The sequence below is a fragment of the Bacillus sp. CHD6a genome, assembly GCF_001293645.1.
Classification (GTDB): domain Bacteria; phylum Bacillota; class Bacilli; order Bacillales; family Bacillaceae_I; genus Sutcliffiella_A.
In genome coordinates this window covers 1-25,303 of record NZ_LBMD01000030.1, presented here as the reverse complement: position 1 = coordinate 25,303, position 25,303 = coordinate 1, and the positions used below count along the sequence as shown (strand labels likewise).

General features: G+C 40.4%; 21 protein-coding genes. 5 read left to right on the top strand and 16 right to left on the bottom strand.

All coding sequences use genetic code 11. From position 1 onward, the window contains the following. Positions 1-128 precede the first annotated feature (128 nt). The 4 genes from AAV98_RS17435 to AAV98_RS17420 all read right to left on the bottom strand — a co-directional run bounded on the left by AAV98_RS17435 (position 129) and on the right by AAV98_RS17420 (position 6,146). Entirely contained in the window at positions 129-1,475 is a 1,347-nt protein-coding gene (locus AAV98_RS17435) for a sodium-dependent transporter (protein WP_060666807.1), read from the bottom strand. 115 nt (positions 1,476-1,590) lie between these two features. Further along, positions 1,591-2,232 carry a response regulator gene (locus tag AAV98_RS17430; protein WP_060666806.1) on the bottom strand — a complete coding sequence of 214 codons (642 nt, stop codon included), beginning with the start codon at positions 2,230-2,232 and terminating at the stop codon, positions 1,591-1,593. Further along, entirely contained in the window at positions 2,225-4,066 is a 1,842-nt protein-coding gene (locus AAV98_RS17425) for a GAF domain-containing sensor histidine kinase (protein ID WP_231687762.1), read from the bottom strand. The genes AAV98_RS17430 and AAV98_RS17425 overlap by 8 nt, the downstream gene beginning before the upstream one ends. 205 nt (positions 4,067-4,271) lie before the next feature. Further along, entirely contained in the window at positions 4,272-6,146 is a 1,875-nt protein-coding gene (locus AAV98_RS17420; RefSeq protein WP_060666805.1) for a PAS domain S-box protein, read from the bottom strand. A 266-nt stretch (positions 6,147-6,412) separates the two neighbouring features. On the opposite strand from AAV98_RS17420, the gene AAV98_RS17415 reads away from it, so the two are divergent. Continuing rightward, positions 6,413-7,294, top strand: coding sequence for an NAD(P)-dependent oxidoreductase (locus AAV98_RS17415; protein WP_060666828.1), 882 nt, complete (start codon positions 6,413-6,415; stop codon positions 7,292-7,294). A 42-nt stretch (positions 7,295-7,336) separates the two neighbouring features. Here AAV98_RS17415 and hutG read toward each other — a convergent pair whose 3' ends face one another. The 12 genes from hutG to AAV98_RS17355 all read right to left on the bottom strand — a co-directional run bounded on the left by hutG (position 7,337) and on the right by AAV98_RS17355 (position 23,602). Further along, complete coding sequence (hutG, locus tag AAV98_RS17410) at positions 7,337-8,293, bottom strand: formimidoylglutamase (RefSeq protein ID WP_060666826.1); 957 nt, start codon at positions 8,291-8,293, stop codon at positions 7,337-7,339. Positions 8,294-8,297: 4 nt separating this feature from the next. Further along, positions 8,298-9,554: an imidazolonepropionase gene (gene hutI, locus AAV98_RS17405; RefSeq protein ID WP_082380946.1), complete on the bottom strand. Its 1,257-nt coding sequence runs from the start codon at positions 9,552-9,554 to the stop codon at positions 8,298-8,300. A 6-nt stretch (positions 9,555-9,560) separates the two neighbouring features. After that, on the bottom strand, positions 9,561-11,219 hold the full coding sequence (hutU, locus tag AAV98_RS17400) for a urocanate hydratase (RefSeq protein ID WP_442853691.1): 1,659 nt from the start codon (positions 11,217-11,219) through the stop codon (positions 9,561-9,563). A gap of 121 nt (positions 11,220-11,340) precedes the next feature. Further along, positions 11,341-12,840 (bottom strand): histidine ammonia-lyase, encoded by a 1,500-nt coding sequence (gene hutH / locus AAV98_RS17395; RefSeq protein ID WP_060666825.1) that lies wholly within the window; start codon positions 12,838-12,840, stop codon positions 11,341-11,343. 136 nt (positions 12,841-12,976) lie between these two features. Beyond that, positions 12,977-13,417, bottom strand: coding sequence for a hut operon transcriptional regulator HutP (hutP, locus tag AAV98_RS17390; protein WP_060666803.1), 441 nt, complete (start codon positions 13,415-13,417; stop codon positions 12,977-12,979). A 92-nt stretch (positions 13,418-13,509) separates the two neighbouring features. Then, positions 13,510-14,124 carry a hypothetical protein gene (locus tag AAV98_RS17385; protein WP_060666802.1) on the bottom strand — a complete coding sequence of 205 codons (615 nt, stop codon included), beginning with the start codon at positions 14,122-14,124 and terminating at the stop codon, positions 13,510-13,512. Between the two features lie 40 nt (positions 14,125-14,164). Further along, positions 14,165-14,950: an SDR family oxidoreductase gene (locus AAV98_RS17380; RefSeq protein ID WP_060666801.1), complete on the bottom strand. Its 786-nt coding sequence runs from the start codon at positions 14,948-14,950 to the stop codon at positions 14,165-14,167. Positions 14,951-15,062: 112 nt separating this feature from the next. Continuing rightward, positions 15,063-15,365, bottom strand: a complete 303-nt coding sequence (locus AAV98_RS17375; protein ID WP_060666800.1) for an ArsR/SmtB family transcription factor — start codon at positions 15,363-15,365, stop codon at positions 15,063-15,065. 97 nt (positions 15,366-15,462) lie between these two features. Further along, a complete protein-coding gene (locus AAV98_RS17370; protein WP_060666799.1) occupies positions 15,463-17,517 on the bottom strand; it encodes a hypothetical protein in 2,055 nt (684 codons plus the stop codon). After that, on the bottom strand, positions 17,517-19,661 hold the full coding sequence (locus tag AAV98_RS17365) for a sigma factor (protein ID WP_060666798.1): 2,145 nt from the start codon (positions 19,659-19,661) through the stop codon (positions 17,517-17,519). Before AAV98_RS17365 ends, AAV98_RS17370 begins: the two co-directional genes overlap by 1 nt. Positions 19,662-21,117: 1,456 nt before the next feature. Then, the gene (locus AAV98_RS17360) at positions 21,118-22,146 is read right to left on the bottom strand and encodes a C40 family peptidase (protein WP_060666797.1); all 1,029 of its coding nucleotides are present in this window, start codon (positions 22,144-22,146) and stop codon (positions 21,118-21,120) included. A gap of 559 nt (positions 22,147-22,705) precedes the next feature. Beyond that, positions 22,706-23,602, bottom strand: a complete 897-nt coding sequence (locus AAV98_RS17355) for a manganese catalase family protein (RefSeq protein ID WP_060666796.1) — start codon at positions 23,600-23,602, stop codon at positions 22,706-22,708. 172 nt (positions 23,603-23,774) lie between these two features. On the opposite strand from AAV98_RS17355, the gene AAV98_RS20080 reads away from it, so the two are divergent. The 4 genes from AAV98_RS20080 to AAV98_RS17345 form a co-directional block, all read left to right on the top strand. Next, on the top strand, positions 23,775-23,867 hold the full coding sequence (locus tag AAV98_RS20080; protein ID WP_082380944.1) for a YjcZ family sporulation protein: 93 nt from the start codon (positions 23,775-23,777) through the stop codon (positions 23,865-23,867). A 54-nt stretch (positions 23,868-23,921) separates the two neighbouring features. Then, positions 23,922-24,062, top strand: a complete 141-nt coding sequence (locus tag AAV98_RS20615; RefSeq protein ID WP_197284324.1) for a hypothetical protein — start codon at positions 23,922-23,924, stop codon at positions 24,060-24,062. Then, entirely contained in the window at positions 24,046-24,519 is a 474-nt protein-coding gene (locus AAV98_RS17350; RefSeq protein WP_060666795.1) for a hypothetical protein, read from the top strand. The genes AAV98_RS20615 and AAV98_RS17350 overlap by 17 nt, the downstream gene beginning before the upstream one ends. A gap of 4 nt (positions 24,520-24,523) precedes the next feature. Next, a partial coding sequence (locus AAV98_RS17345) for an alpha/beta fold hydrolase (RefSeq protein WP_060666794.1) occupies positions 24,524-25,303 on the top strand: 780 nt, incomplete at its 3' end.

Sequence of the window (25,303 nt, the reverse complement as noted above, 5' to 3'; positions counted from 1 at the left end):
TATGACTTTCTATTAGGCATACGTTGTAAAAAAACAGAGTTTCTGTACTATTTTGATTACTACTTTAGTTGTAAGTGACTGTTTTAAGACACAAAAAAACGCCGGACTTTATGCCCAGCGCTCTTCTTTCATTCAAAAACTCCTAAGGATTGAAGGAAAACAAGTAAGATAGATATAGGAATCACATATCTGATGAGGAAATACCATATTTGAAACAATCCTTTTTTAACGGTAGAACCTTGGAAGAATTCATCCTCTAATATGCTCCTAGGAATACGATGTCCCACAAAGTATGAGATCAACAAGGCACCCAATGGGAGGCCTATATTACTCACTAAAAAATCAGCCGCATCAAAGAACAGAAGACCTGATATAGTTATGTCAGATAGTACTCCAAAGGATAGTGCAGAAGGAATACCCATAACAAAAATAATTAAACCCGTTATGACTGCTATCCTTCTTCTTTTTTCTTGATTACCTTTTACGATGACTGCAACAATAATCTCTAAAATAGAAAAAGCTGAAGTCAAGGTAGCGAATAATAGTAAGACTAGAAACATTGTTAAGAACAACCCACCAAACGGCAGTTGATCAAACACCGCTGGTAAAACGACGAAGACAAGACCAGGACCTTCATCCGGCTGCAGTCCTAGCGCAAAAACAGCAGGGAAAATTACTAAACCGGAAAGAAGGGAAATGATAATGTTAAGTCCAACTACAGACCCAGCCGATCGTACTAGGTTCTCTCCTTTCTCCAAGTAAGAGCTGTACGTTACCATAATGGAAATACCAACACTAAGAGAAAACAGAGCTTGTCCGAGTGCCATTAGGAATGTATTTGGGGTAATTAAGGATGGATCAGGCTGTAAAAAATACAAGATCCCTTCTGCTGCACCCTCCAAAGTGAGTGATCTTACCAACAATACAATAAAAATAATAAATAATAATGGCATTAAAATCTTGCTGGCTTTTTCAATTCCACTTTGTACCCCAGCCTGGATGACCCAAATCGTAATCCCTAAAAAAATGAATTGTGCAATTAACACTTGGATTGGATTTGCTATCGTCTGCTCAAATAATGACCCATATTGCTCTAAAGAAAATTGAGCTAAACCGCCTGTCACACTTTTCCACAAATAAGTGACAATCCATCCGCCTACCACACTGTAAAAAGATAAAAGAATAAAGGATGCACTTACTCCAAGCACACCGATCAAATACCACTTCTTTTTCGGTGCTAAAGTTTTATACGCTGTAATGGCGTCCTTTTGGGTAGATCTTCCCACGATAAATTCTGCCAAAAGCATCGGTGCACCTATGAGAATGGTGAAAAGAATAAATAAAAGAAAAAATATTCCCCCTCCATTTGTACCGGCCATATATGGAAACTTCCATATGGCCCCTAAACCTATTGCTGATCCAGCTGCTGCTAAGATAAAGCCAACTTTTGATGTCCATTGCTCATGTTGTTTCATAGTTTATAACTCCTATTTAAAAGATTAGTCTATTATGATACTATCCTTTACTGAAAATGTATAGGGAATTTTCTGTAAAGTCTGGAGATGGCTATATTACACTAACAGAAGACATTTATGGAAGAGACACCAGTTTATGTTGCACCGCATAGATAACAACTTGTGAACGGCTCTTCACATTTAGCTTTTTAAATATTTTACTTACATGTATTTTAACCGTTTTATCGCTAATATATAGACGTTGCGCAATTTCTTTATTAGATAATCCCTCTACTAAACACACAAGCACTTCCTGCTCTCTTTCCGTAAGAGTCGTTGTGTCCTCTGATTGTTGAATTCCTTGTTGATGATAATCAATCAATTTTTTGGTCATGGCAGGGTGAATAATGGATTCCCCTCTATTTACCGTTCTTATTGCATCTATAACCTGATCAGAATGAGAATCTTTCAAAAGATATCCATCTGCGCCTTCCCTGATGGCAGATAAAAAATACTCGTCATGTTTATACATTGTCAGGATTAACACTTTTATCTCCGGATATTCTTTTTTCACTTTTTTTGTGAGTTCAATGCCGTCCTTATCTGGCATATTAATATCCATGACAATTACATGAGGACGTTGTCTTTGTAGGAGCTCGTCCATTTCTTTCTCTCCTGTTGCCTCACCAATAACTTTCATGTCACTTTCCAAGGAAATGATGGTTTTCAAACCGTCCCGTAATATAGCATGATCGTCTACAAGCATGACGTTAATCATTTTGAGTCGTCCCCTCCAATCCAAGTTTAGGTACTGTCAGTATTATCTCTGTCCCCTCATTTGTTTTACTCTCAATCTGAAGGGCAGCACCAATTTTTTCGGCTGATTCGTTCATTTGAAGTATTCCATAATGCGGCTGATTCATTGCTTTAATCATGGCATGGTAGAGCGAAAATCCAATCCCATTATCCGTCATTTTTAATAATATATGATCCCTTTTGTAGCTTACTAAAATGTGTAATTTCGTTGCTTTCGCATGTTTAATACAATTTTGTACACTTTCTTGGAATACATCAAACATTACCTTTTCTGTCATGGGACTTATAGGGCCTCTTTCTCCTCTAATCTCCAATTCAATGTTCAGAGTGAGTGTTTGATCTTTCTTTAATTCTTTAATTTTTCTTTCAATTGCAGTATGAAATCCCAGCTTCTCTGTTGGGTAAGGTTTTAACGCATAAATGGAATCTCTGACATCTTTCAAACTATCCCTTAACTGTTTATTACTGTCCGATATCAATTGTTTTGCAGAATGGGGATCCGTGTCTAATTTCCTGATGGATGTGTCAAGTTTCATGACCGCTCCGGCAAGTGATTGTGCTATACCATCATGGATATCATGAGCAATCCTGTTCCGTTCTTCAAGAATTACCCTTTGCTCCTGTTCTTTGAGAAGTTGCTTCGTTTTAAAAAAACTTGCCAATTGATTGGCGATTGTTGCAACAGCCCTCGTGTCCTCTATCGTGAAGCTTTTTGTACGAGTTTTAGTTACGACAAAACAACCAATCACCTCATTTTCAACTAATAAGGGAGCGTATAACACTGATCTGGATTGTGTACGAATATAAGGAGACAATGGGCCCATATCTGAATCTTTTCTATCAAAGACCATCAGACTCTCCAGGCTCTCCATTTGAAAAAATACTTCTTTTTCGATTAATGGGGACATCAGCCTGCCATTTAACGTGGTGAGTTCCCATTTTCCTTCTTGCGTTCTAAGAAACAGTACGCAGTCCTCATGTATCATTATATCACCAATCAATTTCTTAATTAGGCCCTCCCAACTTTGAGAGGTAAGTGATTTATTTAACTCAGAAGAAAAGTCGAACAATGCCTTAATACGGTTCTTCTCCACCTTTAACCTCGCAATGATGGAGCTGAGCAATGATAATCCAACAAGTGGGGAGAAAAAGAAGAAAAAAGAAAAACTGTCCACTTCCCCACGGTTTTGACTTCCAAGATAATGAATCAAACAACCGTAAACAAAGGCAATGGCATAACTGATTATTTCCCCTTGATTTTTCCCTATCCAAAAACGTAGAGGGTATTTTTCAGGACGTAACCATAACACAATGTCGACAATAAAATTATTAATGAGATAAAAGAAAGAAATGATGAGAAAAAAACCTACTATTTCAATTGTAAGAGAGGAGTATTGCGAGACCACAATCTTTTCTAAAATAAAACGGTGAATGATATGCGCAAGATAAAAACTTATGATTAATTGGGCAGGATTAAAAAAAAGGATCCGCAATGGCCTCCGGTGAATGAAATTAATAACAAGGACCGTCAGCGCATATATAAGAATGACTAAATCTATTCCAAAAACCACATACATCATATAAATGATGGGAAATGTTAAAGTACTTTGACCCCTTGGCATAGGCATTGGGTAATATTCACAGATAAAAAGGAATACCACCAACAATACGAGTGTCAAAGAAATAGTGACACTTTGGTGTACCACCAAATGATAACCAAACAATAACAATCCTATAAGTGAAATAAGCCCCATATATAGTTGAGAGACGTGATATCCCTTCCAGTGCATCTGCATCTTATCAACCATCCTGATCATTTTGTAGTTATAAAAGTTGTAAAGTTTTTAGAAACCAAAATAGAACTCCAGCTGGCATAATGATAAACACTTCCCAACTGAAGTTCTACTGTACTTTATCAACAAATAAAGTACTCTTTTATCATAAGCGATTTACAGCGTGGTTGCTATTAGGTAAAAGAAATATACAACTAGTACGAAAGTATTACTTTTTACTATTTACCTTTTTAAAACGAACTTCTATCGTAGCTCCTTCATTCTTTTCACTGAAAAACTGGACGGTACCGTGGTGATTTTTTATGATATTAAACGTAATCATTAACCCCAACCCTGTCCCAGTCGTTTTAGTAGTAAAAAAAGGCTCTCCCAGTCTTGAGATTATGTCTTCCGGAATTCCAGTTCCTTCATCACGCAAGGTAATGACAATATCCTCTTCCTCATTTTTTGTATCAATATACATGGTACCGCCATTTGGCATCGCTTCAATTCCATTTTTAAGTAGATTAATAAACACCTGTTTCATCTGGTTCTCATCACATTTTAAAATAGGGAATTCCGCCTTTAATTTTAAATCAAACCACACATTGCTCATGATCGCCTGCGTTTCCAAAAGCGTCGTTACATCCTTAAGCAGGGAATGGACGGAAACCGGATGAACGTATACTTGATGAGGTTTCGCAAGTAATAGTAATTCACTAAGAATAAGTTCGATCCTACTTAATTCCGATTCAATAATATCAAAATACTCCTTCTTTTCTTCCATCTCTCTTTCTAAAAGTTTGAAAAAGCCTTTGATAGCTGTAAGGGGATTACGAATTTCGTGCGCTATGCCGGCTGCCAATTGACCAGCAACCGTAAGTTTTTCCGATTGCAGCATTAACGCTTCTGCTTGTTTCCGTTCTGTGATGTCCCGTATAATGACTTGCACGGCATCTTTGCCTAAATAGGTGGTCGGTATTCCCACAAGCTCAGTATGAATGGCGTTTCCTTTCATTGTCTTCCACTCTTGTTCAAATGTCGGCAATTTCGTTCCTTTATGATGCTCGAGTACTTTTATCCATATCTTTTCAAAATCTCCTTTCGGAAGATTTGCATAAACAGTTTTCCCAAATATTTCTCCATAGTTATCCACTTCAAACATCTTTAGTCCAGACTCATTGATAAACGTCCATTTTTCTTCACAAATCACTCCGATTGTATCAATTGAATTCTGAACGAGCTTTCGAAACCGTTCGCGACTATTTTGTAAAATTTTATGAAAACTCTTCCGATGTGATATATCTACCAGCATTACAAAAGAAGCCGGTTTACCCTTGAATGTAGTATGATTTGACGTGATTTCCACATCGATTGCTCTTCCATCAAACCTCTTCCAGCGTTGTTCCATCTGCCCCACTCGGTACCCTTGTTGCACAGACTTAATTCTTTTTTCCACAATTTCATGATAATTTTCTTCTATGTATTCATAAACTGAGGTCTCGATGATCTGTTCTTTATGGGAAGCACCAAGCATGGATGTACCGGCTTCATTTACATACTTAATGACTCCATCAACAAAAATGAACACACCGTTTGGAAGGTATTCGATAAGGTCATAGGCAGAATAATCCTCGTCTTTTTGTGGGTCTTCACTCATACCGTTTCCATTTATTTTCCTTTGACTGGTAGGCATCGTGATGATCGTTCTATTATCTGGATCCGTGGAATTCTGATAATCCGATGTACGAGAGAGCATCATAACAATTTCTTTCTCTTCCCCCATACTTGATTTGACTTCAGAAAGTACGGCTTCCATCCAAACAAGGTCCCCATTCTTTTTTTTCATGCGAAAATAACAGTGAGTTTGGTGGGAGGGCTGATAAATCAAGCTTTCTATTAAATATAGGTCTTCTGAGTTGATCCAATTCTCTAGCTTGGTATCTATCAAATCCTTCTTGGCATATCCTAATAATGCTTCGCATGCGGAAGAAACATACTGAATATCTCCTTCCTCTGAGATCACAATAATAAGTTGAATCTTAGAGATAGATTCAACAGATGGTGTGTTCTCCTTCCTTAATAAAGAATCAGGGGTACTCATGACACGTTCCTCCCTTCGTAATCATTATTAAATCTCTTGCACTATAAAACGTTGTAAAACTAAATCGTCCCTAATTTCCAATATCCCCTATTATACTACAAATTTCTTTATTTTTCTAAATATTATAACTAATTATCCTAGTTCTTTTCTCCTAAAATAGAAAATCCCCTCCCCTATCAATCTACCAGAACCCCCAGGGAAGCTGTATAATGGGGGAAAAAGAAAAAAAAGAAAAAAAGGGGTCAGACCCCAGGAGGTATTTTAACATGAACAGAGAATTACATAAGGTTGCTTTTGTTGGTACGGGTGTGATGGGTAGTAGTATTGCTCGGCATTTGTTGGATCGCGGTTTTGAGGTTAGTGTGTTTACGCGGACGCGGGAGAAGGCGGAGGATTTGGTGTCGCGCGGTGCGGTGTGGAAGGGTAGTGCTGGGGAGGCCTCTCGCGGTGCTGATGTTGTAATTACAATGGTTGGCTACCCAAAAGATGTGGAAGAAATCTATTTTGGAGATAATGGCATTTTAACTAATGCTGAACAGGGTGCGTTCCTTATTGATATGACCACCTCCACTCCTACACTTGCTAAACAGATTTACGAGCAAGCGAAAGAACAAGGTTTACATAGCCTTGATGCTCCTGTCTCTGGTGGTGATGTGGGGGCCAGAGAAGCTCGTCTTACTATAATGGTCGGTGGAGATAAGACTGCTTTTGAATCTTGCCAACCAATTTTCCAAGCTTTAGGAGCAAACGTTATCCACCAGGGTGAGGCTGGAGCAGGGCAGCACACTAAAATGTGCAACCAGATTGCCATTGCCACAAACATGATCGGTGTTTGCGAAGCTTTGGCTTACGCAGAGACAGCGGGACTTGATCCTGAAAATGTCCTAAAGAGTATTTCTAGCGGGGCAGCCGGTAGCTGGTCCCTATCAAATCTTGCTCCTCGCATCATTGCTGGAAACTATGAACCTGGCTTTTTCGTCAAACATTTCATCAAAGACATGGAAATCGCCCTTGATGAAGCCGACAAAATGGGACTTGACGTTCCAGGTCTTTCTTTAGCCCGTGAAATGTATGTGAAACTTTCTGCAATGGGCGAAGAAAATAGCGGAACACAAGCACTTTATAAGCTGTTTCAAAAGAATAATTAAAGTGTAATGGCGACTGCAGTCAACCCGCAGTCGCCATTACTTTTATCTGTGTAACAAAGTCCTGCCCCTTAAAAATTCCAACAGACAGTGAACTGCCACTCTACTAGTCATATCTCGGAAATCAATCGTTGGGTCTATTTCCACGATATCCAAACCACTTACCATTTTCTCTTTTCCTAAAAAGTAAACAGCATCAAGAAGCTGCTCACTTGTCATCCCTCCTGGACCAATAGCAGGACAGCCTGGTGCATATGCCTGATCAAGAACGTCCATATCGATGGAAAGGTAAATGTGTTCAACCTTATCTTTTAGGTAGTTAACAGCTTCACTGATAACCGTCACGATTCCATTCTTCCTTACATCTGCCATCGTATAAACTTTTATCCCGCTCTCTATTGCATACTGGTGATAATAGGAACTGTTAGAGTAGTTTCTTATGCCCACTTGAACAAGTTGCTCACCTTTTAAGATACCTGCCTCCAAAAGCCTTCTGAATGGAGTCCCGTTTGTTGGACCACCATCCTCAGTGTTCCTTAAGTCGTGATGTGCATCAAATTGAATGACTCCGATATTACCCGTCTTGACCGTAGACATCCCTTTAAGGGTGGAAAAAGAGATAGAATGGTCGCCACCGATAAAAAGCGGAATACAATCTTTATTTTCCTTTAAGATAGTTGTTACCGTCTCTTCAATCCTGCGATAAGATTCCTGAATATCTGTTGCGTGCATATGAATATCCCCAGCGTCCATTAGCACTGACAAATCCCTAAGATCCACTTCTCCTTCCACAGCATAGGTGGAATAGGACTGCATCAGTTTTCTGACAACACCAGGAGTAAAACTCGCTCCTGAATGACTAATAGAGGGTTTCGACAGGGGGACGCCGATAATGGTCGTTCCATGGAGCATACGCTCGCCGTCCCATGGTTGCATCAGCTCACTTGCCTTAGGAAAATGTCTATCTACAAATGGAGGAGCACCTGTGGTTTGTAAATGGATTGGCCTACTCAAGAAAAGCTCCTCCTTTTGCCACTTTCTCCCCTTTTAAAAATACGCTGTGTACATGGTTAACACCATAATGATACGGGACGTACTGATAATTCGGAGCATTCCAGATGACCACATCTGCTTGACGACCCTTTTGAAGTCTTCCTGCAACAGCATCCTTATGGATAGCTTTTGCAGCGTTGACCGTGACTGCGTTCCATATCTCTTCGCATGTCATCCTCAATTTCAACATGGCTAGATTCATAATGAACTGGATGTTTTCGGTCGGTGAACTCCCCGGATTAAAATCGGTAGCCAATGCAACCGCTCCGCCTCCATCAATCATCCCACGGGCATTTGCATAAGTGTCTTTATTTAAATAAAAGGTCGTACCCGGCAAAAGCACCGCGATGGTGTCGGAAGAACCGAACATGCTGACTCCTTCATCTGACGCTGCAATCAGATGGTCCGCTGAGGCTGCTCCGAGCACAATGGCAAGCTCCGTTCCGCCTAGAGATACAATTTCATCTGCATGGATTTTCACAGCAAATCCTGCTTCTTTTGCTTTAGTTAAATATTGCTTTGATTGTTCAATGGTAAAGACACCTTCTTCACAAAAAATGTCCACAAACTCTGCAAGTTCTTCTTCTTTTAGCGTGGAAAATAATTGGCCCATTTCTTCTAAAAAACGTTCTGGATTCTCTTTATGTTCCTTTGGGATTGCATGGGCCCCTAAGAAAGTCGTTGCCATGATCATGGAATACTTTTGTTGAAGTTTCTTGGCCACCTTTAATTGTTTAAGCTCTGTTTCTGCATTTAGTCCATAGCCACTTTTTGCCTCCACTGCAGTTACACCATAACTAAGCATTCGTTTTAGATGAAATTCCGCTTTCTCCAACAACTCATCAAATCTTGCCTCTTGTGTTGCCTTAACAGTAGAATGAATGCCTCCACCTTGCTTTAAAATTTCTAGGTAGGGAACACCTTGTTGCTTTAAGGCAATTTCATGCTCTCTGGACCCACCGAATACAAGGTGGGTATGAGGGTCTACGAGACCAGGTGTCACAAGCTTTCCTTTGCAATCTATCACGTTATCACATTGCAACTCCTTCGCTTCATCAGTGGTTCCGATGAAAGATATTACCCCATCCTTCCAGGCGATTGCTCCATCTTTGATATGCGGGAGAACTTTCATCTGTTCTCCTTTGACCATATCCGATTCATGATCCATTGTTAGCAGTTGTCCGCAGTTGATTAGAAGTGTATCCACTATCATTTCTTACTCACTCTCCTTTAGCAAAGGAATGTGCACGCCTTTTTCTTTGGCCACTTTTTTCGCAAGATCATACCCTGCATCCGCATGTCTCACAACACCCATTCCCGGATCTGAAGTCAACACTCGTTCTAAGCGTCTTCCTGCAGCTTCCGTTCCATCTGCTACAATGACCATTCCTGCATGAAGAGAATACCCCATTCCCACTCCACCACCGTGATGAACGGAAACCCAACTTGCACCATTTACACCATTGATAAGAGCATTCAATATCGGCCAGTCTGCTACCGCGTCACTGCCATCAAGCATTGCCTCTGTTTCACGATTGGGAGATGCCACAGATCCGCAGTCCAAATGGTCGCGACCGATGACAATCGGTGCTGAAAGCTCGCCTCTTGCTACCATTTCATTAATGATTTTTCCAAAACGTGCACGCTCGCCATAACCGAGCCAACAGATTCTTGAAGGCAGCCCTTGGAATGCCACTTTTTCTCTTGCCATCTTAATCCAATTGCAAAGATGTTTGTTATCGGAAAACTCTCTTAAAATAACCTCATCTGTTTTATAAATATCTTCTGGGTCCCCAGATATCGCCACCCAGCGGAAAGGACCTTTCCCTTCGCAAAATTGAGGACGAATGAATGCTGGAACAAATCCTGGAAAATCAAAGGCATTTTCCACACCTTCGTCTAAAGCGACTTGACGGATATTGTTTCCATAATCAAAAGTGATCGCGCCTTTTTGTTGCAGTTCAAGCATTGCTTTCACATGCACGGCCATGCTTTCTTTTGCCAGTTTCACATACTGTGCAGGTTCTTCTTTTCTTAGTTTTGCTGCATCTTCTAAAGTCATTCCAATTGGAATATACCCATTTAACGGGTCATGTGCAGAAGTTTGGTCTGTTAAAAGGTCTGGTGTGAAACCTTTTTCCACTAATTGTGGTAGTATTTCTGCTGCATTTCCTAGTAGTCCAATAGATAAAGGCTTTCCTAGTTTCTTATATTCTTCTGCTTTTTGAATGGCTTCATCCACAGTTTTGACCTTTATGTCGCAATATCTCGTCTCAATGCGACGATCCATACGATGTTCATCTACTTCAATGGCAATACAAACACCGTTATTCATGGTGACGGCAAGCGGCTGTGCACCGCCCATGCCTCCAAGACCGGCCGTTACAGTAATCGTGCCCTTCAGTGTATTGTTAAAGAATTGTTTAGCTGCTTCTGCAAATGTTTCATAAGTGCCCTGAAGGATACCTTGCGTACCGATATATATCCAAGAGCCTGCTGTCATTTGGCCGTACATCATCAGCCCTTTTTGATCTAGCTCATGAAAATGGTCCCAATTAGCCCACTTTGGCACAAGGTTGGAGTTTGCGAGCAATACGCGTGGCGCATCTGCATGACTGCGGAACACAGCAACCGGTTTTCCTGATTGTACTAATAAGGTTTCGTCTTCTTCCAAGTTTTTAAGCGATTCCACAATGGCGTCAAAACTTTCCCAGTTTCTTGCCGCTTTCCCGATTCCACCATACACCACTAACTCCTCCGGTATTTCTGCCACTTCCGGGTCTAAGTTGTTCATGAGCATACGCAATGCAGCCTCCTGCACCCACCCCTTCGTATTTAACTCACTGCCCCTAGGCGCACGAATAACCTTCACCATTTCCTTTTCCATTTCAATTCATCCCCTTTTAATAGAATTAAATATATTGGTTTTTGGTAATGTTACAGAATTGTTGCGGGAGTATTAAATTTCTGAGGGGGGTCAGACCCCCCTAGGAATTTCACGCTCTACATAGAACGCTGCCCTCATCCTTCATCCACGCAGCCAGAGCTTCGATGTCTTTTGAGAAGATACGGTCTTCGGTGATGCTTGGGACGATGTTGCGCCCTTCTTGGTACCATTTTTGCATGAGTGGTGCAGATAGGAAGACTCCCCGGAATTCAAGGGCTTGCATGGCACACATCCATTCGATGGCAAGTACTCTCCTCACATTGGCGACGATTTGATAGGCATGCCTTGCTCCAATCGTTCCCATGCTCACATGATCTTCTTGATTGGCAGAGGACGGAATAGAGTCCACACTTGCCGGGTGAGCTAATGTCTTATTCTCTGAAACTAGCGATGCAGCACAATACTGCATGATCATTGCTCCTGATTGAAGACCTGGCTTCGGACTTAAGAATGGTGGCAAGTCATTTAACTGCGGATTAACCAACCGTTCAATTCTTCGTTCAGAAATATTAGCAAGCTCCGCCATCCCAAGCTTCAGAAAGTCCATCGCAAAGGCAATAGGCTGCCCATGGAAGTTTCCGCCTGAAATCACCTTGCCTCCATCATCGAAAATTAAAGGATTATCTGTTGCTGCATTGATTTCTATCTCCAGCTTCTCCTTCACATAACCCAGAACCTGCCAGGATGCACCATGCACTTGTGGAATACACCTAAGTGAATAGGCATCCTGCACACGCTTTTCTCCCTGCCTTGTCACAAGTTTGCTTCCATCCAACAACTTCCGAAACCGCTCCGCTACATCCACTTGTTCTTGATAACCTCGGACCCTATGAACATCATGATCCAAGGCATCCACAATTCCCTCAAGCCCCTCAAAAGTCATTGCTGCAATCGACTCCGCTTGAAAAGCTAACTTCTCCGCTTCTAAGTATGCAACAACCCCTACAGCAGTCATCGCCTGAGTCCCGTTAATTAAAGCAAGGCCTTCTTTTGCCTTCAATTCAATGGGGTTAATCCCTGTTTCAGCCAAAACACTTGCAGTATCTCTTCTTTTTCCTTCATAAAATACTTCCCCCTCACCAAGCAAGGTCAATACCAAATGGGACAAAGGTGCAAGATCTCCACTTGCCCCAAGCGACCCTTGCTGGGGAACGACAGGATGTATTCCTTCATTCACATATTTTAATAGACGTTCAATGACAATCGGACGAACTCCGGAATACCCTTTTAAAAGGGCATTTGCTCGTAATACCAACATCGCACGCCCTATCACCTCATCAAATGCTTCACCTACTCCGCAAGCGTGAGAGTGAATGAGATTCCGTTGTAAATCTGCCGTTTCTTCAAATGGAATCAAAACATCACTGAATTTACCAAAGCCAGTTGTGATTCCGTAAACCACTTCCCCTTTATGCACAATGTTTTCCACTGCTGCCCTACTAGCGACAACCTTCACCATTGCGTCTTGACTTGGTTCCACCTGATGGTTTTCGAATAAAATTCTATTCAACTTTTCAAGCGTCAACGATTCGCCATTTAATGTAATCATTGCAACTCTCCCCTTTTCCCGCTGTTTCTCCATAGACAACTTCCCCCTTTTCCCACACAAAAAGAGGCCATACTTCGACCATATAATATGTTCAAAGTACAGCCCCCTATTTATCCTCAACTATGGGCAAAAATATTTAAATGTGATTTATTCCAAGACCAATCGTTTCATGTTCTGAACCCCTGACAGGAGCGCCAATCGTCCCATAAAGCGCAACTGCAATCCAGTCGCCTTCCTCTAGATCCTCATAAGGATTCCCTCTTACGACGGCAAAACGCAAGCCAACGGTCCTCATGACAGAGCCAAGCTGGACTTGACCGCGTGTCACTCCACTCAGAGCATCCATGATGGCATGATAAAGTGCATGTGTTTCCCGGTATCCATCAGATTTGATAATGCCTTCACGCTTGGCAGCAGTTTCAATGGCTGCTACCACTTTTTGAGAATCCATAGAACCGACTTTCCCCATACATCTTTTCCATTGTGGCGGAGTTGCTATCGGCAAACTATCCTGGTCTCCGTTCATCGCAAGAAGTATTGCATACTTGCCAATTCGTCGATCTATCGCTAGTACCATATGCATTACCTCAATACTGAAAATTTTCTAACAACTAATGTCTACCCCAAGTGTAAATTTGTCCGTGCCTTCCTGTCAAGGAGTTTCTCTGATTATATTTCTTGAAACTCCTTGAACATCATATAATATTGCAACCCTTTTGTGGACGCTAATGCCTGTTCCTTCTTTTCTTTAGCTAGTGTATAGTTCTTGCGGCTTAGAGCAAGTTCCGTGTCGATGGCAAACTTCATCCAATCTTTTCTTAATTCCCCTTTTAGCTCTTCTGCCTTCTTGTAATTTTTTTCAGCCACGGCAATTCCTGCGGTGATATACGTCTTAATCTCCGCCTGTTCGACTTTCGCAACCTGCTCTTTCGCCATTGAATAGTTGCCGGCCCTTAAGTTATACTGAGCCCAAAAGACTGCAGTCTTTTTCCCTTTCCACTTTCGTTCAAGCTCCTCCAACTCTTTCTTGGCACCAGTCATATTCCCGTCTGCCAATTCTAATACAAACCCATAGTACGGCTCATGACGTTTTTTTTCTAAATATGTCTCTATCTTCTCCACATCCCGGGACAAAAACATATATTTAACATCCCTGTAGGATAATGCAATAAATGCTAAAACAAGAAGGACAACAAATATCCAGAAGTTGAATTGAACATTCAAAACGCCCAAGATAATACCTATTGCAAATCCTCCAAGTATCAACAATAACAAATTCTTCATAACTCCCTAGCTTCCTTTCTCTCTAACCATAACCATTCTTTTATATAGATTTTACCATCCCGCCATCGACCAAGAACGAGCTGCCAGTCATATAGCTGTTTGCATCAGAAACTAAAAATGTTACCACCTTGGCAAATTCCTCCGGATCACCGTAACGACCAAGCGGAATTCCCTCTTTGACTTTCTCTTCCATCTCCGCTTTCGTCATACCCTGTTTTTCCGCATTCACTTCATCTAAAAACGCCACTCTGTCTGTAGCAATTCTTCCTGGTGCGACTGTATTGATCAAAATGTTATCTCCCGCTAGCTCACTTGCAAGCGTCTTTGTTAATCCAACGATACCTGTGCGAAACGTATTGGATAGTAATAGACCTGGAATGGGTTCCTTGATAGAAGAAGAAGCGATATTGATGATTTTCCCTCCGTTTTTCTTTAAGTGGGGAAGTGCTTCCCGTATGGTTCGAATATAGCTTAATAGATTCAATTCAAAAGCCTGCTGCCACTGTTCATCTGTGATCTGTTCAAATGAACCGGCAGGGGGGCCACCCGCGTTATTTACCAAAATATCAAGTTGACCATATGTATCTACCGCATGTTGAACGGCACGTTGAATTTGAGAAGAATCTGTAATATCAGTTGGAATATAGGAGGCTCGACCACCATTTTTTTTCGATAGTTCACTTTGCACATCAGCTAACTTTTCTTCATTTCTACTCGCAAGGACCACATTGACTCCTTCTTCAATGAGAGATGCGGCAATTGCCTTTCCAAGCCCTTGGCTAGAAGCCATAACAAGAGCCGTTTTTCCATTAAGTTTCATTTCCATCCAACAACACGTCCTTCCTTATAATACTACTATTATAACGTTTTCAATTTGCGTTGTAACGAATAGTTACTTAAAGAAAAACAGCCACATCATATGGCTGTTTTTTTACTTACTATAGACACTCACTCTCGACAATTTCAATCAAGTCTTTAAGCATTGCAACAGATGTTTCCAAACTCAAGGAGTAAATCCGTTGCGTTCCTTTTTGCTCAATTTCAACTAGCTTATTATCACGTAATATTTTCAGGTGATGAGAGATTGCTGGCCTGGAAAGTCTGGATGCTTCTGCAATTTCTGTAACAGTCAATGCTTCTTCTTCTGCCAATAATAAAATAATGTCCTGTCTTGCTTCGTCCGCAAGTACTTGGAATAGCGGGATACAATCTCGAAATGTTTGAATTGCTTTTTCATTCATATTGAATACTCCTTCATCGTCCACTTCATCTTTATCTCATTATACCAAGAAACTGAACGATTGGGACAAACAAACACCAACCATACAATTATATAAACTAATTTAGTGGGATTCTATGTTCCTTTTCTTTGAAAAGATAATCGTTTGATATTTGAGTAGCTTGTATCATTAATTGCGATTCTTCAGCATCAACATCCACGTTTATCAATTCTAATCTGCTTATCCTGTTTTCACGGTCCTGCCAGCCATAGTCAGACGTATTGTATACACTCAAACTTTGCCCATTCTCATCAAAGAATTCCCAATGGAAAGAACGAATTTTATCATTTTGTGTTCGTTCACCTGAAATAAGAACATTGGTTGGTTCCCCTCCCTGCCTTTTCACAGAAAGCTCGTTCATTGTATATCCATCTAAATCTATATTCAATGGTTGCTTTGTTGTTTCTTCTAAAGGAACGGTAAGAGAATAAAAGCCAGGTTCATGATAGTAAATGGCTCTAATCTCTGCATTCAGCTTCTCCCCTTTATCTGCTTTCCCTTTAAGATTCAAAAAGTTCCGATCGGCGTATAGATTTGAAAATTCAAGCTGAAAAGGAGCGCTCTCATTGTTAAAAGAAGGATAGCCGATTGGAACAAGATAGTCATCTTCATTATTGACAAGTAATACAGAGGCAAACACATCGTGGTAACTCATGAAAAAGTGCTGATCATATTTCTGGTTCGTCTTTTTAAGATTGGTTTCAATCCTCTTTATTTCTTCCTCTTTCAGCCTTACATCATATTTTAACCTGCTGCCATGCTTCCCTTTTTCTAAAGAAAGCACCTCTACCTCTATTTTCTCATCAATAATTAGTGTTTCATTCAATTCCAGCACTTCTACTTCTCCCATGGCCTTGTCATATTCTATTGGAACTTCAATCTGCCAATCTCCACCCCATCCGTTCAACATGTGATATTCAATACTAAGTGTGAATTTATCAGGCAATGCATTTTCATTTAGGGCTCTTACATAAAACTTAGAGTCAGCTAAACGTTCCTGGAATGATCCACTCATCTCCAAAAGAATATCACTGGGTGAGGCCGCCTCCATGGGATAGATTTTCCCCTCTTCATCTACTGCATAAACGGAAAACCTGTCAACTCCACCAGCACCACCTTTCTTGTCTTCACTTGACACCTCATAGTTAACCACCATATGTAAAGGGTCTACTTCTATACCGGAAATTTCAACCGTAATATCATTGTCTGTGGCCGTGTAAGTTCCTTCTGCCCACACATTATAAAAACTGCCAAAGTTTAAATAATTGCTTACCATCTTAGCCCAAGGGATAACAGTCGGCAGAACTACAAACCCACCTACAAATAGAGCAACCATCACACCAATAACACCGAACTGATATGCCCATGTCCTTTGTTTGGGTGTCTTGACTGTGTATGGTGTCAACTGTTCTAAGACCCTTACATTAATCTCCCTATCCAGTGACGGCGCTTGTAGGACATGCTGCAACATACTCTCTTCTCGCTTTAGAAACAGAAGCAAATCCCTGCATTCTGGGCAGAATTCCAGATGGTCGTCCATTCGGTTCTTTTCCGAATTCGCTAGAATTTCCACCTGATAATGTATAAGTTCTTCCATCTCCAAGCATGCTTCTGTAGACTTCTCACTTAGAGTAACAAAGTTGTGACGAATTTCTTTTTTCGCTTCTAACAAAAACCCATTGTAATCTATAAGACTATTTTCAGAAAGGGTCGCTTTCTGTTCATCATTTAATTCTATAAGTAAATAGGATAATAGTAAGGGAACTCTACACTCCTTACGTAGAGATAATACCTCATCCTGCACTTGTATATGATGCGGGTTATAAGATAGCCAATTGCCAAAGCCCTCTCCATTCTCTAATACAGGGAATTCTTTCAGGAGTGATATCACCTCTTGATACAGCCAAAACGAGAACAATTCCTTTTCCTGAAAGGTTGATAGTTGATTATATACTTTTACAAAACAGTCGGTTGTTACTCTTGCTGCAAGTTCTGGACTACCTGTCCACCAGCATGCCAGCCTATAAACGCTGTTTTTATATTTCTCCATGATTGATTCAAAAGCTTGCAATTCACCTTCTAGTACTTTCTTAACATTGGCTAATTCATCCATCAGTCTGTCTCACTATCTATTATTTCCCCTTTGTTAAACAAACGGAATTTTTCACCTTCTATTTCATTGTAATAAGTAAAAATGTAGTCTGCTTTTATCACGAGATTTTCAGGGAACTCACCTTGATTGTAATCTGGAACAATATCAACATGGAGTAATCTTTTTGGACCTTCTTTATGCATGTCTTCATGATGATACCAGCCCTCTGTAGGGATGTAATTCCCAGATTTATCGGTTATATCCCAACCAATATCTCCATTCACTCCGCTTTGTTGACTTTCTCCATTAATTATTAAGGTATACTTGCTGATATCCCCAGAATGATTCTTAACTGCGGTAAGACTGTAATCCAAGACCTTATAACTATTGATAGTACCTTCTATAGGCGTAGCTTCTGTTTCTTTAAGAGGGATTTCCATAGAGAAAAATGCCGGCTCCTGGACGGAAGCCCCCATCATTTGTATGAAAAGTTCTTCCATTGGATTTTCTAGTTTTCCCTGTAGATGGTGTTCCCCCATACGTTGCTGTTCTTCATTCCCCATATAATAATGCGAGTAATGTACCTCTATCGGTTCATTAGGATTGGGAGGTTCCCCAAAATGATAGTAGTTAGGCAATACAAAGTGTTCATCTTCCGTTGTTACGTTTAGACCGACATGACGTCCCTGAATTATTTCTTGCATTCTATATTCTTGATCATGTTCTTTCAAAAGCTCTATTATTCTGGCTTCCTCTTCTTCTGTGTGGTTAATGGAATACATTATTCTAGTTCCGTTTTTACTATAGGTAGCATCCATCAGTTCGACGACTATTTTATCTGCTATGGTCATTTTCTTGTCCAGCTTGACCGTTACAGCCGTGTCTTCTACCTTGTCATACCTTATTGGAATTTCCAGATTCCATTTTCCATACTGTCCCTGCAGTTGAGCAAAGTTTATTTCCAAATTAAACTCATCAGGCAGATCCTCTGGCATTTTCACAAGAAAGTATGGTCTTTCTTTTTCCTCCCCTTCCTCTTCATCAGGACTCTTAGGATACCGAAGATGATCAGGGATGGTCGCTTCAAAGGGATATTGCTTACCAAATTCATCAACAATCTTCAAGGGATTGTAACTATAGAAATCTACATCTTCAAAAGGATAAGTTTTAGGCGCTTCTTCTTCTCCTTCTCTACTGATTTCATAATAAATCGCCATGTAAAGAGAGTCGATTTCCACTTTCGTGACTTCAAGAGTAATTTCTTTGTCGGTTACTGCGTATGTACCTTCCGTCCAGACATTATAGATGGTTCCGTGTTCCATATATGTCGATACCATCGAGGCAAACGGCTTCAGGGTTGGTAATATTATTACACTGAATAGGAAGACGGCACCCACGATTCCTACTACACTAAATTGATATTTCCATGTGCGGTGCTTTGGTTTTGGAGGAACGTAGGGGATAAGGCAACTCATCACTTTATCGTTAAATGAATCATTAAGTTTTGGGTATTCCAGAACTCTCTCTAACGTAGATTCTTCTTGTTTTAGCAAATGTAATACTTCTCTACAATCCGGACAGAATTCTAAGTGATCCTTCATCACCTGTTCCTTTTCCTGGTTTAACTTTCCATCAAAATGTTGAGAAAGCTCATCCACCTTATAGCAATCTTCACCTGCTTGTTCCATATCAACTGATAAAGTGGAACGTCGAATTTGATTTATGGCGTTTACATAATTTTTTTCTACTTCCTCCTTGCTTGCATCAATGAACCCGATGAGTTTATCTGATGTAAAACCCAATAGCTTAACTAGAAGAAACGGAAACTTTGTTTCTGGAGTTAAGGAATGAAGCGCTTCTTCCATCTCAATATAATGAGGATTATGAAATGGAAGTTTAGCCTGTTGCATAGTGTTTTTCTTCAGACCTATTATTGGAATAAACCGTTCGTAAAGCCAATCAGAAAAAAATATGGAATCATCGTATACTTCCAGGTCTTGATACACTTTGATAAAGCCTTCTTCTATCAATTTTTCTGCTTCTGCTTCACTTTCAGACATATGATAGGCAATTGCAAACAGTTTGTCCTTATAGCGATCTATTATCTGATGATATAAATCTTTGTTACCCGCTACTATCTCTCTGATTTCAAGACTCTCATCCAAATCCTAATTCACCCTTTTTATGAATCTTTTGTCTTTTTCCCACTATTATACCATTTATAAGGTTTATTTTCAGAAAAATGAATGTATTCTCTAATTAAATCTTCCCGAAAAAAAAGAAGCCACCAATTTTCAGCAGCTCCCATTAAAATCTCCGTACAATATCACTTTTCAGGTATATTTCTATTCTTTTTTCATCCATTGAGGCTTCCTGTTTTTTGGCCATATCCTCATTTTTTCTACCAAATAATAGTGTCAACATTGTTTTCATCCTCCATCATTCCTTTGTTTTCTTCTCACTCTTAGTATAGAATTTTGCGCTGTTTTCGATAACATACTGTAGAATGGTTTTCTTTCATTCTTTTACCTACAGTCTTTTCCAGCTTTATACGGAAAGATACTAAGTCTTGAGGAGGAGATGAGTTGCTTCGTTATGCTTCGCTGTTAATTTCTGCAAATGGCTTCGCTTTCCTAGGGGCTGACGTGGGCCTCCTCAGCAACGCCGGCCACTGAAAAAGTCTTGATTTTAGTATTCTTATAAACACCGCTGTTGATTTCCGCAAATGGCTTCGCTTTTCTAGGGGCTGACGTGAGCCTCCTCAGCAACGCCGAGGCCACTGAAAAAGTCTTGATTTTAGTATTTTTATAAACACCGCTGTTGATTTCCGCAAATGGCTTCGCTTTCCTAGGGGCGCTGCTGGAGCCTCCTCGGCTACGCCTGCGGGGTCTCCACCTAGCGCTATCTCCCTCAGGAGTCTTCGCCTTTTGCTCCAATCAACAGCTAGGAATATATAAAAACTTTACGTTATCATTTTTTCAGTGGCCTCGCAACTCCTGTGGGGTCTCTACTTAGCTCTATCTCCCTCAGGACAAGGAAGGCTTCGGCAGCGATTCATCGCACGAAGAAAATGCGTAGTGATTTCTAGGAGTCTTCGCCTTTTGCTCCAATCAACAGCTGGAAATCAGAGTGAAAAATAGTTATTTATACTTCAGCAACCCAGTTTGATAGCTTTTTTTGACTAAGGTGAATGAAGTAACCTTTTTGATTGTAGGGGAAGGCGCGCAGGCTCCCACGGGAGGAAGGGACAGGTGAGACACCACAGGTGTAAGCCGAGGAGGCTCACGGACCGCCCGCAGGCAAGCGAAGCGCCTGGAACGGAAATCAACCGCATTATAAACTCTCTTATCTCTAGAAAAAAAGCCATGAAAAAAAGAGATGCATCCGATTCATCTCTTTTTTGCCAGGCATTAAGTTCAGGAACGTAGTCTAATTATCATGATAAAGGTTGTTCCATTGTATCTAATCATTATGAAAAAGGGGAGTAATTCATAACATGTTAGACAAGACAACGGCTGTGTTACGGCTAGAAGTGTGAAACAACCTTTCAAAGATCATTTTATTTCCCAATTATTAAATTGGTTTGATAGCAATATTAACATTTTGTAAAACATCTGCCCCTTATAGAACACGTACCGCTTTTACCGCTCTTGGTTTCCAGTACGTATTATACGAAGAGAAAGAGACCCCTGTACTTGTGGCTGAATGAAGAAGCGTGTTGGAATCGGTTACGATAGAAACATGATTGATGACCCCATCACCTTCTGTATCAAAAAATACCAAATCCCCTTTGCGGATCTCACTTAATGGTATTTCTTTTCCTACATTCGCTTGTTGCGCCGATGTTCTTGGAAGGTTGATTCCGTTTTCAGCGTACACTCTTACCGTAAAGGAAGAACAATCGAATGCATCAGTTCTGTTGGTTGACGCACCATATAAATACTTAGCACCCAAATATTTTTTGCCTGTTTCAATGATTGCATCTGCTTTCGCTTCCCATGCGGAATCAGTACCAGAATTGGTAGTAGCATTCCCTGGGATATTAATTACTTGGCCAATAGAAATACGGTTTGCATCTTTAATTGATGGGTTGGCAGACAACAAGGCATTTAGGGTCACACCGTGTCTACTGGCAACAGAGGAAAGGTTGTCCCCGCTTTTTATGATATATGTATTGGTTTTAGGCTGCTCTGGTTGGCTTGGACTAGGTGTAGGTGTGACAGGCTGGGCCGGTGTTTGGCTGTTTGGTGCTGCTACATTTATTATTTGCCCTACATAAATTTTATTAACGTCTTTAATTGATGGATTTAGCTTTAAAAGGTTTGCTAAGGTTGTTTGGTGGTCCTTAGCTATTATGGATAAAGAATCTCCTGCTTTAATCGTGTACGTCTTAGAAGTAGGCTGGCTTGGAGTAGGGGCTGGGGCTGTTTGTGATGCGGACCCGCCTGCTTTTAGAAATAGTTTTTGCCCTGGATATATTAGATCATTAGTAAGGTTGTTCCATGACTTAATATTACTTACGGAAACTTGATTATTATTAGCTATCTTCCATAAGGAATCACCAGATTTTACTACGTAGTCTGAAGCATAAGCTTGTCCAGAAAACATGATGGAAGTTACGAGAGCACCTGCCATTACTTTCTTTTTCATGATTGTTCCATTCTCCTCTTTGGTCACTTTTTTCTATGTATAGTTGTATAGTAGCATGAATTATTCAACAAGAATATAGAATTTTCTTCAAATTTATGTTAGAAACGACAAAAAGCTTGTAGAACTAAAGATTCTACAAGCCTGTTTTAAGGGTTCTTATAAAGACCGCTGTAAATTTCTGCAAATGGCTTCGCTTTCCTGGGGGCTGACGTGAGCCTCCTCGGCTACACCGAGGCCACTGAAAAAGTCTTGATTTTAGTATTTTTATAAACACCGCTGTTGATTTCCGCAAATGGCTTCGCTTTCCTAGGGGCGCTGCTGGAGCCTCCTCGGCAAAGCCTGCGGGGTCTCCACCTAGCGCTATCTCCCTCAGGAGTCTTCGCGTTTTGCTCCAATCAACAGCTAGGAATCATAAAAACTTTACTTTATCAGTTTTTCAGTGACCTCCTGCGCTGCGGAGTCTCAACCTACCGTTACTTCCCGCTGGAGTCTACGCCATTTGCTCCAATTAACAGCTAGAAATCCTCATGTTTTATCCATCCCATAAATACAGATATAGTTAAATACCCGCGGATCTTTGGAGTCTTTTGGCGATTTCCATGAAGTCTTCTTGGGAGATTCCTGGTGCGAATTCTTCAGGAACGCTTTGCAGGTCAGGCATTGGTCCTCCAGGTGGTGATCCATGGATAACTTCAAGCTTCCCTCCATCTACTGGGTGACTTCCTTTCCAGATCATGGCTACATCTTTATAATCACTTGGACTGAATGTATATAACTTTCGGTGGGCTCCTTCGGCTTCGAATTTCCTCGTCGTTTCAAACGCTTTATTTTCCAAGCTTGGAATAGGAACAAGCTTTGTAATGTCTACTCCTGTCGCAATCTCCAGGGCTTTTGCATATGCCACAACATGCACTCCGCCCCTAACAAGGAGGTATCCGATCATTTCTCGCGCTACTGGGTTATCTGTCATCTGATATACCCTCATTTTATGGGTTCTCGCCCCACATTCCAGAAAAAAGTTATGCAGTAAATCCAACACTAAATTACCGCTGTTGAATACATTATCTCCGGTCCACGCCCTTCCCATCGAATCTCCTGGGAGAGCAGTCTGAGCAGTTGCTATATATTGATAAGTATTGCGAAAATCTTTTGTGTCTCTTAACGGCGTTGCATCCGGTGGTGCAGGATATGTAACACCTTCTAACATCAGGTTAATAGTAGTGGTTACCAGTTCTACATGACCTAATTCCTCTGCTGTGATACTTGCTACCAGATCAAAAAATGGTTTCAACTTTTTCTTATTGCGAAAATTAATGGACTGAAACATGTAGTTATTGAGTGTGGACATTTCACCAAACTTTCCGCCGAGCAGTTCCTGAACAGCCGCAGCTCCATTTGGATCCGGATTTTTTGGTTTCGGCAACGGGATCAATAAGCGATTTGTACGAGAGAACATTCCTTTCACCCTCCTCTAAACCATCAAAAAGGCTCTATTTATTTTTATGTACATTGGGAATTGTCCTATAACCATCAAGAGGCTTTTATTATAGATATGGGACATTCGCCTATACACATTGGGTGTTTGTAACATAAGGTATGGTATCAACGTCAAAAGGAGAGATGTATAAATGGGCAAGGACGCAGGCGGTGGAGCAGGCTTCACACTTTTCATCATCTTATTTATTCTTCTTATCATTATCGGAGCGGCTTACTTATATTAAACCTACACCAAAACGCAGGTTGCAATCTCCCTGCGTTTTTTACATGAGGAATATATGTTAAATAAACATAATTCAGAAGTGATAGGCCAAGCTAAACAGAGAGTAATGGCTGGAGGAATTTATATGCAAGGAAAAAGCTTTCAACATTTGAACATACATACGTATACAGGGAAACCATATGAACAAGCCACTTGAACGATTACTATGGAGCATTGCGCTTCCTGGATTTGGCCAATTACTCAATAAAAAATATATTAAAGGATTAACTTTTATATTTTTAGAATTCTTAATTAATGTCCAAGCTAACTTCAATTCCATTATCATGTATAGCTTTATTGGAGAGATTGACAGAGCAATAACAGAAGCGAATTACTTGTGGCTAATGTTCTATCCATGTTTATATTTTTTTGCGATGTGGGACGCTTTTAAGGATGCAGGAGGAGGAAAATCACCTTATATCTTCCTACCTTTTGTCAGCTGTGCTTATTTTGTAACAGTCGGCCTTATGCTATCGGGCAAAATAAAGTTGTTTAGCGTAATCGTAGGCCCTGTCTGGCTGCCAATGATTTTTGTCATTCCAGGAGTAGTTGTTGGATTCTTTGTGCGTGCAATAATAATGTTTTTCACTTCAAGGCAGGTTCATGGAGGGTAATGAGATGGGGTTTGCTTATACAAGAGATAATGTAAGGATTTATTACCGATTAATTGGTACTGGACTTACAACCGTTTTATTTGTTCATCCACCTGGAATGGGTCATATTACGTTCAAACAGCAGCTTCCTTTATCAAAAGATTTTCGTCTTTTATATGTAGATTTACGTGGCAACGGGAACAGCGATAGTGGAGGTGCATCCATCAATTTCTCCCTTCTTGCAAGGGATCTTTATGATGTTTGTCAGCAGCTAGATATTAATAAAGTGTTCATATGTGGATATTCAAACGGTGCTTCTATTGCTATGGAAACGGCAATAAAATACCCGAATTTAGTAGAGGGACTATTGTTAATAGGAGCATTTTCAGAAGTCAACTCGTTATTATTAGGAGGGGAATTTCTTTTAGGTATTACAGCATCAAAGAGGAAGATGATGAAACTCTTAGCAAATGTTATTTCAAATGCACACACCTACTCCAAAACCTTCGGTAAGGAAATGGCTGACTATTTTTTGCGAACAGATGCAGACATACTTTATCAAATGTATTTAGAAGGACTATTTTATAACTGCACTAAAAAACTGCCGTCTATTTTATGCCCTATTCTTCTCGTATATGGGCAAAGGGACTATTATGTTCATCATTATCAGTATGAGTTTATGAAACGGCATCACAATACCAAGGTTATCTATGTTAGTGGTGCTAGACACCAAATTCCAACTAAACACTCCACTATTCTTAATGCCATAACTAAGAAGTTTATTCAAACACACAAGTTGAATAGC